This is a genomic window from Flavobacterium sp. T12S277 (assembly GCF_048514875.1).
Taxonomy (GTDB): domain Bacteria; phylum Bacteroidota; class Bacteroidia; order Flavobacteriales; family Flavobacteriaceae; genus Flavobacterium.
Window position 1 is genome coordinate 237,426 of sequence record NZ_JBLYEG010000006.1, and the last position, 13,876, is coordinate 251,301.

At 36.6% G+C, this 13,876-nt stretch carries 10 protein-coding genes and 4 tRNA genes; all 14 read left to right on the plus strand.

Features of this window, described 5'->3' with window-relative positions:
• Positions 1–27 precede the first annotated feature (27 nt).
• On the plus strand, positions 28–330 hold the full coding sequence (gene hpf / locus ACN1CN_RS11545) for a ribosome hibernation-promoting factor, HPF/YfiA family (protein ID WP_264523008.1): 303 nt from the start codon (positions 28–30) through the stop codon (positions 328–330).
• Between the two features lie 90 nt (positions 331–420).
• Positions 421–494, plus strand: a tRNA-Thr gene (locus tag ACN1CN_RS11550).
• A gap of 121 nt (positions 495–615) precedes the next feature.
• Positions 616–696, plus strand: a tRNA-Tyr gene (locus tag ACN1CN_RS11555).
• 82 nt (positions 697–778) lie between these two features.
• Positions 779–850, plus strand: a tRNA-Thr gene (locus tag ACN1CN_RS11560).
• A 55-nt stretch (positions 851–905) separates the two neighbouring features.
• Positions 906–2,093, plus strand: a complete 1,188-nt coding sequence (gene tuf, locus ACN1CN_RS11565; protein WP_007807448.1) for an elongation factor Tu — start codon at positions 906–908, stop codon at positions 2,091–2,093.
• Positions 2,094–2,154: 61 nt separating this feature from the next.
• Positions 2,155–2,225 (plus strand) — tRNA-Trp (locus ACN1CN_RS11570).
• Positions 2,226–2,243: 18 nt separating this feature from the next.
• On the plus strand, positions 2,244–2,441 hold the full coding sequence (gene secE / locus ACN1CN_RS11575; RefSeq protein ID WP_008466927.1) for a preprotein translocase subunit SecE: 198 nt from the start codon (positions 2,244–2,246) through the stop codon (positions 2,439–2,441).
• Between the two features lie 10 nt (positions 2,442–2,451).
• Positions 2,452–3,003: a transcription termination/antitermination protein NusG gene (nusG, locus tag ACN1CN_RS11580; RefSeq protein WP_173964703.1), complete on the plus strand. Its 552-nt coding sequence runs from the start codon at positions 2,452–2,454 to the stop codon at positions 3,001–3,003.
• Between the two features lie 67 nt (positions 3,004–3,070).
• Positions 3,071–3,508, plus strand: coding sequence for a 50S ribosomal protein L11 (gene rplK, locus ACN1CN_RS11585; protein ID WP_026713295.1), 438 nt, complete (start codon positions 3,071–3,073; stop codon positions 3,506–3,508).
• A 13-nt stretch (positions 3,509–3,521) separates the two neighbouring features.
• Positions 3,522–4,211: a 50S ribosomal protein L1 gene (gene rplA / locus ACN1CN_RS11590; RefSeq protein WP_017496725.1), complete on the plus strand. Its 690-nt coding sequence runs from the start codon at positions 3,522–3,524 to the stop codon at positions 4,209–4,211.
• A 22-nt stretch (positions 4,212–4,233) separates the two neighbouring features.
• On the plus strand, positions 4,234–4,737 hold the full coding sequence (rplJ, locus tag ACN1CN_RS11595) for a 50S ribosomal protein L10 (protein ID WP_029273446.1): 504 nt from the start codon (positions 4,234–4,236) through the stop codon (positions 4,735–4,737).
• Positions 4,738–4,829: 92 nt separating this feature from the next.
• On the plus strand, positions 4,830–5,201 hold the full coding sequence (gene rplL / locus ACN1CN_RS11600; RefSeq protein ID WP_007807437.1) for a 50S ribosomal protein L7/L12: 372 nt from the start codon (positions 4,830–4,832) through the stop codon (positions 5,199–5,201).
• Positions 5,202–5,465: 264 nt separating this feature from the next.
• A complete protein-coding gene (gene rpoB / locus ACN1CN_RS11605) occupies positions 5,466–9,278 on the plus strand; it encodes a DNA-directed RNA polymerase subunit beta (protein WP_264523009.1) in 3,813 nt (1,270 codons plus the stop codon).
• Positions 9,279–9,566: 288 nt separating this feature from the next.
• Complete coding sequence (gene rpoC, locus ACN1CN_RS11610) at positions 9,567–13,874, plus strand: DNA-directed RNA polymerase subunit beta' (protein ID WP_264523010.1); 4,308 nt, start codon at positions 9,567–9,569, stop codon at positions 13,872–13,874.
• Positions 13,875–13,876: the final 2 nt, after the last annotated feature.

Sequence of the window (13,876 nt, forward strand, 5' to 3'; positions counted from 1 at the left end):
GAAATGTTTAACCCTAAAATTTGTATTATGAAGGTAGATGTTCATGCAGTTAACTTTGCTGTTGACAGAAAATTGGTAGATTTTATTCAGGAGAGAATGGATAAATTGGAAAAATATTATGATCGTGTTGTTTCGGCGGATGTTTTCTTAAAAGTAGAGAGAACAAGTGACAAGGAGAATAAAGCAGTAGAGATTAAGATTAATGTACCGGGGGATGATTTTTTGGTTAAAAAGCAGTGTAAAACATTCGAAGAGGCGGTCGAACTTTCGGCTGAATCACTAGAGAGGTTACTTGTAAAAAGGAAAGAAAAAATAAGAGCACATATATAATTGAAATTTTTTTCAAAAAATGTTTTGATTAAAAGATAAAATGGCTACATTTGCAGTCCGTTAGAAATAGCGGACTTTTTTAATGCAATTGCCGATGTAGCTCAGCTGGCTAGAGCAGCTGATTTGTAATCAGCAGGTCGTGGGTTCGAGTCCCTCTATCGGCTCAAAAATATTTCAAATGCGATTTGAAATTGTTCTTTAAAATTATTGAAAAAAGTAATTATGATTAAGGAAGAGATTTTGGAGTAAAATCTAAAATCACAAATCTGAAATCATAAGTTATTAGGGGAGATACTCAAGCGGCCAACGAGGGCAGACTGTAAATCTGCTGTGTGAACTTCGCAGGTTCGAATCCTGCTCTCCCCACAAATAAAGAAGTAGTTAAGATTTTGAGCTATGATTTTCAGGTGTTTAGCTTGAAATTTAAATTCAAAAGTCAGAACTCTCTGCCGACTTAGCTCAGGGGTAGAGTGCTTCCTTGGTAAGGAAGAGGTCACGGGTTCAATTCCCGTAGTTGGCTCAAGTAAGTAGGAAATTGAAAATTAATATATAACTAAGATTAAAAATTAAGTAAAATGGCAAAGGAGAATTTTAATCGTTCCAAACCGCACTTAAACATAGGTACAATTGGACACGTGGATCACGGAAAAACTACATTAACTGCAGCAATTACAAAAGTATTGTCTGATGCTGGTTACTGTCAAGCAAAATCGTTTGATCAAATCGATAACGCTCCAGAGGAGAAAGAAAGAGGTATTACTATTAATACATCACACGTAGAGTATGAAACAGCTAACCGTCACTACGCTCACGTTGACTGTCCAGGTCACGCGGATTACGTAAAGAACATGGTTACTGGAGCAGCTCAAATGGACGGGGCTATCTTAGTAGTTGCTGCTACAGATGGTCCAATGCCACAAACTCGTGAGCACATCCTTTTAGGTCGTCAGGTTGGTATTCCAAGAATCGTTGTTTTCATGAACAAAGTGGATATGGTTGATGATGCTGAGTTGTTAGAGCTTGTTGAGATGGAAATTAGAGATTTATTATCTTTCTACGAATATGATGGAGATAATGGTCCTGTAGTTCAAGGTTCTGCTTTAGGAGGATTGAATAATGATCCTGCTTGGGTACCAAAAATCATTGAATTAATGGAAGCTGTTGATGCTTGGATCGAAGAGCCAGTGCGTGACGTAGCAAAACCATTCTTGATGCCGGTTGAAGACGTATTTACAATTACTGGTCGTGGAACTGTTGCTACAGGTCGTATCGAAACAGGTATTGCTAATACAGGAGATCCAGTTGAAATCATTGGTATGGGAGCTGATAAATTAACTTCTACTATTACAGGAGTTGAGATGTTCCGTAAAATCCTTGATAGAGGTGAAGCTGGAGATAACGTAGGTTTATTGTTAAGAGGTATTGATAAAGAATCTATCAAAAGAGGAATGGTTATCATTAAGCCAGGATCAGTAAAACCACACGCTACTTTCAAAGCTGAGGTGTATATCTTGAAAAAAGAAGAAGGTGGACGTCACACTCCATTCCATAATAACTACCGTCCACAGTTCTACGTACGTACAACTGACGTAACAGGAGTTATTACTTTACCAGAAGGAGTAGAGATGGTAATGCCAGGAGATAACTTGACTATCAATGTTTCTTTATTAAGCCCAATCGCAATGAGCGTAGGTTTACGTTTTGCTATCCGTGAAGGTGGTAGAACTGTAGGAGCAGGTCAGGTGACTGAAATTGTAGGATAATCCTATAAAAATTATAAAAAAGCCAGTTGATTTTCTTAACTGAAGTCACTGGCTTTTAATTACGGGCGTAGTTCAAGGGTAGAATAGCGGTCTCCAAAACCGTTGATGGGGGTTCGAATCCCTCCGCCCGTGCAATAAAAAATATATCAAATGACAAAAGTTACTAATTATTTATCAGAGGCTTTCGAAGAGTTAAAGTCAAATGTTACTTGGCCTGCTTGGGCTGAGGTTCAAAAATTGACAATTGTTGTGGCTGTATTTTCGATCTTATTCGCTTTGGCAACATGGGGAGTAGACGAATTTTTTGCAAAAGCTTTGGCTGGATTTTTTAACTGGTTAAAAGGATAATTTTTTTGTGATGGCAGATAATAATGTGAAAAAATGGTACGTGGTTAGAGCTGTAAGCGGACAGGAAAACAAAGTCAAAGCTTACATCGAAACTGAGATTGCCAGATTAGGTATGGGCGATTATGTTTCCCAAGTTTTGGTACCTACAGAAAAAGTAGTTACTGTAAAAGAAGGAAAGAAAATGTCTAAGGATAAAGTTTATTTCCCTGGATATGTTATGATCGAAGCCAATTTGGTTGGTGAGATACCTCATATTATTAAGTCTATTACTAGTGTAATTGGATTTTTAGGTGAGATCAAAGGTGGAGAACCTGTTCCTTTGAGACTTTCTGAAGTAAATAGAATGTTAGGTAAAGTAGATGAGTTAGCTGTAAATACAGATACTCGTTCTATTCCTTTCAGCCTTGGTGAAACGGTTAAAGTGATCGATGGTCCTTTCAACGGATTTAACGGTTCGGTTGAAAAAATCAATGAAGAAAAGCGTAAACTTGAAGTAATGGTTAAGATTTTCGGAAGAAAAACACCATTAGAATTGAGCTTTATGCAAGTTGAAAAAGTATAATTTTTTGTTACATATATAATATCCATTGCAATCGCTTCCATTGATTGCAGTGTTAAATTTTTTAAAAATGGCTAAAGAAATTAGTAAGGTAGTTAAACTACAAGTTAAGGGAGGTGCTGCGAACCCGTCGCCACCGGTTGGACCTGCTTTAGGAGCTGCTGGGGTAAACATCATGGAGTTCTGTAAGCAATTTAATGCTAGAACTCAGGATAAACCTGGCAAAATATGCCCAGTGCAAATCACTGTGTATAAAGACAAATCATTTGATTTTGTCGTTAAGACTCCTCCAGCAGCGGTTCAGTTAATGGAAGCTGCAAAGCTAAAATCTGGTTCTGGTGAGCCTAATCGTAAAAAAGTAGCTAGTGTTACTTGGGAACAAATTAGAGCAATTGCTGAAGACAAAATGCCTGACTTAAACGCTTTTACAGTAGAAAAAGCAATGAGTATGGTTGCTGGAACAGCTAGATCTATGGGTATAACCGTATCAGGAGATGCTCCTTTTTAATTAAGAAAAAGACATGGCAAAATTAACAAAAAAGCAAAAAGAGGCTGCTTCAAAAATTGAAAAGAACAAACTATATTCTCTTAAAGATGCTGCGGCATTATTAAAAGTAGTTGCTTCTGCAAAATTTGATGAGTCTGTTGATATCGCAGTTCGTTTGGGTGTAGATCCAAGAAAAGCGAATCAAATGGTTAGAGGTGTAGTTACATTACCTCACGGAACAGGTAAAGATGTTAAAGTATTAGCATTAGTTACTCCAGATAAAGAAGCGGAAGCTAAAGAAGCTGGTGCAGACTATGTTGGTCTTGATGACTATTTACAAAAAATTAAAGACGGTTGGACAGATGTTGATGTTATCATCACTATGCCAGCAGTTATGGGTAAATTAGGTCCATTAGGTCGTATTTTAGGACCTAGAGGTTTAATGCCAAACCCTAAAACAGGTACTGTAACTATGGATGTTGCAAAAGCTGTTGCAGAGGTTAAAGCTGGTAAAATTGACTTTAAAGTTGATAAAACTGGTATCGTTCACGCAGGAATTGGTAAAGTTTCTTTTGGAGCTGAGCAAATTGTTGACAACGCACACGAAATTATTCAAACATTAATAAAACTTAAACCAACTGCTGCTAAAGGTACCTACATTAAAGGTATTCACCTTACAAGCACTATGAGTCCTGCTATTGCATTAGACCCAAAAGCAGTATAATTGGTAGTTAAAAATTTTTAGTATGACTAGAGAAGAAAAATCAATCGCGATTGAAAATTTAACTGCGCAGTTAGCTGGTACAAATATCATTTATGTATCTGATATTTCTGGTTTAAACGCAGAAACAACTTCAAACTTAAGAAGAGCTTGTTTTAAAGCAGGTATCAAATTAGAAGTTGTAAAGAACACTTTGCTTGCAAAAGCAATGGAAGCTTCTGCTAATGATTATGGTGATTTACCTACAGTTTTAACTGGTAATAGTGCTATCTTCATTTCTGATGTAGCTAATGCTCCTGGAAAAATTATCAAAGATTTCCGTAAGAAATCTGATAAACCAGTTTTAAAAGGTGCTTACATCAATTCTGAAGTATACATTGGAGATAACCAATTAGAGGCATTAGCAACTATTAAGTCTAAAGAAGAACTTCTTGGAGAGCTTATCGGGTTGTTACAATCTCCAGCTCAAAGAATTATTTCAGCTTTACAAAACAAATTCGCTGGTAGCGAAGAAGAAGCTGAGGCTTAATACTTATAGTGAGGAAATTGTTTTCCTTGCTGCTTAAATAGCGCACAATAAACAAAATATAATTTTACAAATCATTTTAAACGATAGAAAAAATGGCAGATTTGAAACAATTCGCAGAACAATTAGTTAACTTAACAGTTAAAGAAGTTAACGAATTAGCAACAATATTAAAAGACGAGTATGGTATCGAGCCTGCTGCTGCAGCTGTAGTAGTTGCTGCTGGTGGTGGAGAAGGTGCTGCTGAAGAAGCACAAACTGAATTTACAGTTGTATTAAAAGAAGCTGGTGCTTCTAAATTAGCAGTTGTGAAATTAGTAAAAGAACTTACAGGTTTAGGTCTTAAAGAAGCTAAAGATGTAGTTGACGGTGCTCCAAGTAACGTTAAAGAAGGTGTTTCTAAAGAAGAGGCTGAAGGTCTTAAAAAATCATTAGAAGAAGCTGGAGCTGTTGTTGAGTTAAAATAACAAAACACAGTTTAGAACTAGGTTTAGACCTTGGGTGGAATCATCCAAGGGTCTAAACCATTTTTCGTATAATAAAATATATCAAGTTTTATTATCAAATAGTTTAAAATACGAAAAAGTTTTTGATCAGTACGAAGAAAAAAATTAAACCAACTTTAGAGGTTTATTTTTAAAGATGTATTGATTATAATAAGAAAGTATAGATTAAACAGTGTGTTTTTACACAAAAAAATTACTTTTTTTTAATCAAAATTTTGTCCATTGATGATAACAAATCAGACTGAAAGATTGAATTTTGCCTCTACAAAAAATATTCCTGACTATCCGGATTTTCTAGATGTTCAGGTTAAATCTTTTAAAGATTTTTTTCAACTAGAAACTAAATCTGACGAAAGAGGCAACGAAGGGTTGTACAACACCTTCATGGAAAACTTTCCAATCACAGATACAAGAAACAACTTTGTATTGGAATTCCTAGATTATTTTGTTGATCCACCACGTTATACAATTCAAGAATGTATAGAGAGAGGTCTTACTTATAGTGTGCCTTTAAAAGCCAGGTTGAAACTATACTGTACAGATCCAGAACACGAAGATTTTGAAACTATTGTACAGGATGTTTATCTTGGAACAATACCTTATATGACTCCAAGTGGTACTTTTGTAATCAATGGTGCCGAGCGTGTAGTAGTATCTCAGCTACACCGTTCTCCTGGGGTTTTCTTTGGACAATCATTCCACGCAAATGGAACAAAACTTTATTCTGCCAGAGTAATTCCTTTTAAAGGATCCTGGATAGAATTTTCTACAGATATTAACAGCGTTATGTACGCCTATATCGATAGAAAGAAAAAATTACCAGTTACTACTTTATTCCGTGCAATCGGGTTTGAAAGAGATAAGGACATCCTTGAAATTTTTGACTTAGCTGAGGAAATTAAAGTTTCTAAAACAGGTATTAAAAAGTATATCGGAAGAAGACTTGCTGCACGTGTACTAAACACATGGCACGAGGATTTCGTAGATGAAGATACCGGAGAGGTAGTTTCTATCGAACGTAACGAAATCATCCTTGATCGTGATACAATTATCGACAAAGATAATGTTGAAGAAATCATCGATTCTAACGTTAAATCTATTTTGTTACACAAAGAGGATAATAACCAGGCAGATTATGCTATTATCCACAACACGTTACAAAAAGATCCAACAAACTCTGAAAAAGAAGCTGTTGAGCATATCTACAGACAATTGCGTAATGCAGAACCGCCTGATGAAGAAACTGCTCGTGGTATTATAGATAAATTGTTCTTCTCGGATCAACGTTATAACTTAGGTGAAGTTGGTCGTTACAGAATGAACAAAAAATTAGATTTAGATATCCCTATGGACAAGCAAGTGCTTACCAAAGAAGATATCATTACAATCGTAAAATATTTGATCGAATTGATCAACTCTAAAGCAGAGATTGATGATATTGATCACTTATCAAACCGTCGTGTTAGAACAGTTGGAGAACAATTGTCTCAACAATTCGGTGTTGGTTTAGCACGTATGGCGAGAACTATTCGTGAGAGAATGAACGTTAGAGATAACGAGGTGTTTACACCAATTGATTTGATTAATGCTAAAACATTATCATCAGTTATCAACTCTTTCTTTGGTACGAACCAGTTGTCTCAATTTATGGATCAAACGAATCCATTAGCTGAGATTACACACAAAAGAAGACTTTCTGCACTTGGACCAGGTGGACTTTCGAGAGAGAGAGCTGGTTTCGAGGTTCGTGACGTTCACTATACACACTATGGTCGTTTATGTCCGATTGAAACTCCAGAGGGACCAAACATTGGTTTGATTTCATCTCTTGGTGTTTATGCAAAAGTAAACGGAATGGGTTTCATCGAAACACCTTACCGTAAAGTAACTAATGGTGTAGTTGATTTAGAAAGTACTCCAATTTACTTAAGTGCTGAAGAAGAAGAAGGTAAAATGATTGCTCAGGCAAACATTGAAATGGATGAAACTGGTAAAATTACAGCTAGCAATGTTATTGCTCGTGAGGAAGGTGACTTCCCGGTTGTTGAGCCATCTGTAGTTCATTATACAGACGTTGCGCCTAATCAGATTGCATCGATTTCTGCGTCATTGATTCCTTTCTTGGAGCATGATGATGCGAACCGTGCGTTGATGGGATCAAACATGATGCGTCAGGCGGTTCCTTTGATCCGTCCGGAAGCACCAATTGTAGGTACAGGTTTAGAGCGTCAGGTAGCTTCAGATTCAAGAGTATTAATCAATGCTGAAGGGCATGGAACTGTTGAATATGTTGATGCAAATATCATTACTATCAAATACGATCGTACAGAAGACGAGAGAATGGTTAGTTTTGATGCTGATGAGAAAACATACAACCTTATTAAATTTAGAAAAACCAATCAGGGAACAAGTATTAACCTGAAACCAATCGTAAGAAAAGGTGACAGAGTTATTCCTGGACAAGTATTGTCAGAAGGTTATGCTACTCAAAATGGAGAATTAGCTTTAGGTAGAAACTTAAAAGTTGCGTTCATGCCATGGAAAGGGTACAACTTCGAGGATGCAATTGTAATTTCTGAAAAAGTAGTTCGTGATGATATTTTTACTTCTATCCACGTTGATGATTATTCATTAGAGGTTAGAGATACGAAGTTAGGAAACGAAGAGTTAACAAACGATATTCCTAACGTTTCTGAAGAAGCTACTAAAGATTTAGATGAAAACGGTATGATCAGAATTGGAGCAGAGGTTAAACCTGGCGACATTTTGATTGGAAAAATTACACCAAAAGGAGAATCAGATCCTACTCCGGAAGAGAAATTGCTTCGTGCAATCTTCGGGGATAAAGCAGGTGATGTAAAAGATGCTTCATTAAAAGCTTCTCCATCTTTACACGGTGTAGTTCTTGACAAAAAATTATTTGCAAGAGCCGTAAAAGATAAACGTAAACGTACTCAGGATAAAGATGCTTTAGGCGCTTTAGAAATGGAGTTCGAAACTAAATTTGTTGAATTAAAAGACAGATTGGTGGAGAAATTATTTCTGATCGTTAACGGAAAAACATCTCAGGGTGTAATGAATGATTTGGGTGAAGAAGTTTTACCAAAAGGTAAAAAATATACTCAAAAAATGCTTTACGCAGTGGAAGATTTTGCTCACTTAAGCAAAGGTCAATGGGTTGCTGATGATGCTACTAATAAAATGGTGAATGATTTAATTCATAACTATAAAATTAAGCTAAACGACTTACAAGGATCTTTAAGAAGAGAAAAATTCACTATTACAGTTGGAGATGAATTACCATCTGGAATCTTGAAATTGGCGAAAATTTATATCGCTAAAAAACGTAAACTGAAAGTAGGGGATAAAATGGCAGGACGTCACGGTAACAAAGGTATTGTTGCTAGAATCGTTCGTCATGAAGATATGCCTTTCCTTGAAGATGGAACACCGGTAGATATCGTATTGAATCCACTTGGGGTACCTTCACGTATGAACATTGGTCAGATTTATGAGACGGTTCTTGGATGGGCTGGTATGAACTTGGGTAGAAAATTTGCTACTCCAATTTTTGACGGTGCTTCTCTTGACCAGATCAATGCTTTGACTGATGAGGCTAACGTACCACGTTTTGGACATACCTATCTTTATGATGGTGGAACTGGTGAGCGTTTTGCACAAAAAGCAACTGTGGGTGTAATTTACATGCTTAAATTAGGACACATGGTTGATGATAAGATGCACGCACGTTCTATCGGACCATACTCATTGATTACGCAACAACCACTTGGAGGTAAGGCTCAATTTGGAGGTCAGCGTTTTGGAGAGATGGAGGTTTGGGCACTTGAGGCTTATGGAGCATCAAGTACGCTACGTGAAATCTTAACGGTTAAATCTGATGACGTTATTGGTAGAGCTAAAACTTACGAAGCTATCGTTAAGGGAGAAACTATGCCAGAACCAGGTTTACCAGAATCATTCAACGTATTAATGCACGAATTGAAAGGTCTAGGTTTAGATCTTCGTTTGGAAGAATAATAAAAGTTTTCAGTTACAGTCTCAGCATTCAGTTTACACTGAAAACTGAGACTGTTCACTGTTACTAATAGTATTAAAGTTTTTAAGATTTATACCCGTAACCCGTTCCGATTTTTTATAACAATGCAAGGCATTTTATAACTAGCACTTCAAATTTAAGTTTGAGGTTTAGAGAAGTAAACCGAGGTAAGCGCGATGATTTAACTCTTTTGAAGGTAACTTTCGAAAGATGGAGATTATGAAATCTAAAATCAATTTTTAAACAGCAGTAAATCAATAGTAAAAACTATGATGAATAATAGAAACAATAAAGATAAGAATCCAGTAAAAAGATTTAACAAAATTTCTATTGGATTGGCTTCACCAGAATCTATCCTGAAAGAATCAAGAGGAGAGGTTTTAAAGCCGGAAACAATTAACTACAGAACTCACAAGCCAGAGCGTGACGGACTTTTCTGCGAAAGAATCTTCGGACCTGTTAAGGATTTTGAGTGTGCTTGTGGAAAATATAAAAGAATTCGTTACAAAGGTATCATCTGTGACCGTTGTGGTGTTGAAGTTACCGAGAAAAAAGTACGTCGTGACAGAGTAGGACACATCAACCTTGTTGTGCCTATCGCTCACATCTGGTATTTCCGTTCTCTTCCAAACAAAATTGGTTATATCCTTGGTCTTCCATCTAAGAAATTAGATATGATCATTTACTATGAAAGATACGTAGTAATCCAGGCTGGTATTGCTAAAAATGCAGATGGAGAATCACTACAAAGATTAGATTTCTTAACTGAAGAAGAATATTTGAATATTTTAGATACTCTTCCACAGGAAAACCAATATTTAGATGATTTAGATCCAAATAAATTTGTTGCCAAAATGGGAGCAGAGTGTATTATGGATTTATTAGCTCGTATCGACTTAGATGCTTTATCTTATGAATTAAGACACAGCGCTAACAACGAAACTTCTAAGCAACGTAAAACGGAAGCTTTAAAAAGATTACAAGTTGTTGAGTCTTTCCGTGAGTCTAACTTAAACCGCGAAAACCGTCCTGAATGGATGATCATGAAAGTGGTTCCTGTTATTCCACCAGAATTACGTCCGCTTGTGCCACTTGATGGAGGTCGTTTTGCAACTTCAGATTTGAACGACTTATACCGTCGTGTAATCATCCGTAACAACCGTTTGAAAAGATTAATGGAGATTAAAGCTCCTGAAGTAATCTTAAGAAACGAAAAACGTATGTTGCAGGAATCTGTAGATTCATTATTTGACAACACGCGTAAAGCTTCTGCTGTTAAAACAGAATCTAACAGACCATTAAAATCATTATCTGATTCCTTAAAAGGTAAGCAAGGACGTTTCCGTCAAAACTTACTTGGAAAACGTGTGGATTATTCTGCTCGTTCGGTAATTGTTGTTGGTCCTGAGTTAAAATTATTCGAATGTGGATTGCCAAAAGATATGGCATCTGAATTATACAAACCTTTCGTTATCCGTAAATTGATTGAAAGAGGTATTGTAAAAACAGTAAAATCTGCTAAGAAAATTATAGACAAAAAAGAGCCGGTAGTTTGGGATATTCTTGAAAACGTAATTAAAGGACACCCAGTATTACTGAACCGTGCTCCTACTTTGCACAGACTTGGTATTCAGGCTTTCCAGCCAAAATTAATTGAAGGAAAAGCGATTCAGTTACACCCATTAGTATGTACGGCATTCAACGCCGATTTCGATGGGGATCAGATGGCGGTTCACTTACCTTTAGGACCAGAGGCTATTTTAGAGGCACAATTATTAATGTTGGCTTCTCACAATATCCTTAACCCTGCAAATGGTGCTCCAATTACGGTACCTTCTCAGGACATGGTTTTGGGTCTATACTATATGACCAAAGAGCGTATTTCTACAGAAGATCACATTATTTTAGGTCAGGATTTGACTTTCTATTCTGCTGAAGAAGTAAACATTGCATTAAACGAAGGAAGATTAGAATTGAATGCTCGTGTGAAAATTAGAGCGAAAGATTTTAATGAGGCTGGAGAATTAGTGTACCAGATTATTCAAACAACTGCGGGACGTGTATTATTTAACGAAGTAGTACCTGAAGCAGCTGGATATATCAATGACGTATTGACTAAGAAAAACCTTAGAGATATTATCGGACACATTTTAAGTGTGACTGATGTACCTACAACGGCAGCTTTCTTGGACAATATGAAAGATATGGGTTATAAATTTGCATTTAGAGGAGGTTTATCATTCTCTCTTGGTGATATTAGAATCCCGGAACAAAAAACTAAGTTAATTGCAGATGCCAGAGAGCAAGTTGAAGGTATCTCAACAAACTATAACATGGGTCTTATTACCAATAACGAGCGTTACAACCAGGTTATTGACGTATGGACTTCTGCGAATGCTCAGTTAACAGAATTAGCAATGAAAAATATTAGAGAAGACCAACAAGGTTTCAACTCTGTATATATGATGCTTGACTCTGGGGCGAGGGGTTCTAAGGAGCAGATTCGTCAGTTAACAGGTATGCGTGGTTTGATGGCTAAGCCTAAAAAATCTACTGCCGGTGGTGGTGAGATTATTGAAAACCCGATTCTTTCTAACTTTAAGGAAGGTCTTTCGATTCTTGAGTACTTTATTTCTACTCACGGTGCTCGTAAAGGTCTTGCGGATACGGCTCTTAAAACGGCCGATGCTGGTTACTTAACAAGAAGGCTTCATGACGTATCTCAGGATGTTATTGTAAACATCGAAGACTGTGGTACTTTAAGAGGTGTTGAAGTTTCTGCATTGAAGAAAAATGAGGAAATTGTTGAATCTTTAGGAGAAAGAATTTTAGGACGTGTTGCATTGCAAGATGTTATTAATCCTCTTACGAATGAAGTTCTGGTTCAATCCGGACAACAAATTACTGAAGCAATCATGAGAGTTATCGAAGCTTCTCCGATTGAAAGAGTAGAAGTTAGATCTCCATTAACTTGTGAGGCTTTAAAAGGTATTTGTGCTAAATGTTACGGTAGAAACTTAGCTACCGGAAAAATGACACAAAGAGGTGAAGCTGTTGGAGTTATTGCAGCTCAGTCTATTGGAGAGCCAGGTACACAGTTAACACTTCGTACGTTCCACGTTGGAGGGGTTGCTGGAGGTATTTCTGAAGAATCTAGTATTGTTACAAGATTCAACGGTAGACTTGAGATTGAAGATTTAAAAACAGTTAAAGGTGAGGACAGTGAAGGTAATGCGGTTGATATCGTAGTATCACGTTCAACAGAATTAAAATTAGTTGACGAGAAAACTGGAATCGTTTTAAATACACACAACATTCCTTACGGATCTAGTATCTTTGTTAAGGATGGCGAAGTAGTTACTAAAGGATCTGTGATCTGTAAGTGGGATCCATATAATGGTGTAATTGTTTCTGAATTTACAGGTAAGATTGCTTACGAAGATTTAGAGCAAGGACAATCATACATGGTTGAAATCGATGAGCAAACAGGATTCCAGGAAAAAGTAATTTCTGAGGCAAGAAACAAAAAATTAATCCCAACTTTATTGGTTTACGGTAAAGAAGGTGAATTGATTCGTTCTTACAACTTACCAGTAGGTGCACACTTAATGGTTGAAAACGGTGAGAAAATTAAAGCAGGTAAAGTATTGGTTAAAATTCCACGTCGTTCTTCTAAAGCGGGAGATATTACAGGAGGTTTACCAAGAATTACCGAGTTGCTTGAGGCTCGTAACCCTTCAAACCCTGCAGTTGTATCTGAAATTGATGGTGTTGTTTCTTTTGGAAAAATCAAAAGAGGTAACCGTGAGATCGTTATCGAATCTAAATTTGGTGAAATTAAAAAGTATTTAGTTAAACTTTCAAGCCAAATCTTAGTACAGGAGAATGACTTCGTAAGAGCAGGAGTACCATTGTCTGACGGTGCAATTACACCGGACGATATTTTAAGAATTCAAGGACCGGCTGCTGTTCAACAGTACTTGGTAAATGAAATTCAAGAGGTATACCGTTTACAAGGGGTAAAAATTAATGACAAGCACTTTGAGGTAGTTATTCGTCAAATGATGCGTAAAGTAAGAGTTCAGGATCCGGGAGATACATTATTCCTTGAAGATCAATTGATTCACACTAAAGATTTCATCGTTCAAAACGATAAATTATACGGTATGAAAGTAGTTGAAGATGCCGGAGACTCTGCTGTACTAAAACCAGGTCAGATTATTACACCTCGTGATTTACGTGATGAGAACTCATTGCTAAAACGAAATGATAAAAATCTGGTTGTAGCCAGAGATGTAATTACTGCAACTGCAACGCCAGTTTTACAAGGTATTACAAGAGCTTCGCTACAAACTAAATCATTCATCTCTGCTGCTTCCTTCCAGGAAACAACAAAAGTACTTAACGAAGCTGCTGTAGCTGGTAAAGTAGATGATTTAGAAGGATTGAAAGAAAATGTAATTGTTGGACACAGAATTCCTGCGGGAACTGGTATGAGAGAATACGATAACACTATCGTAGGATCTAAAGACGATTACAATGAAATGATGGCTAATAAAGAAGAATATATTTATTAATT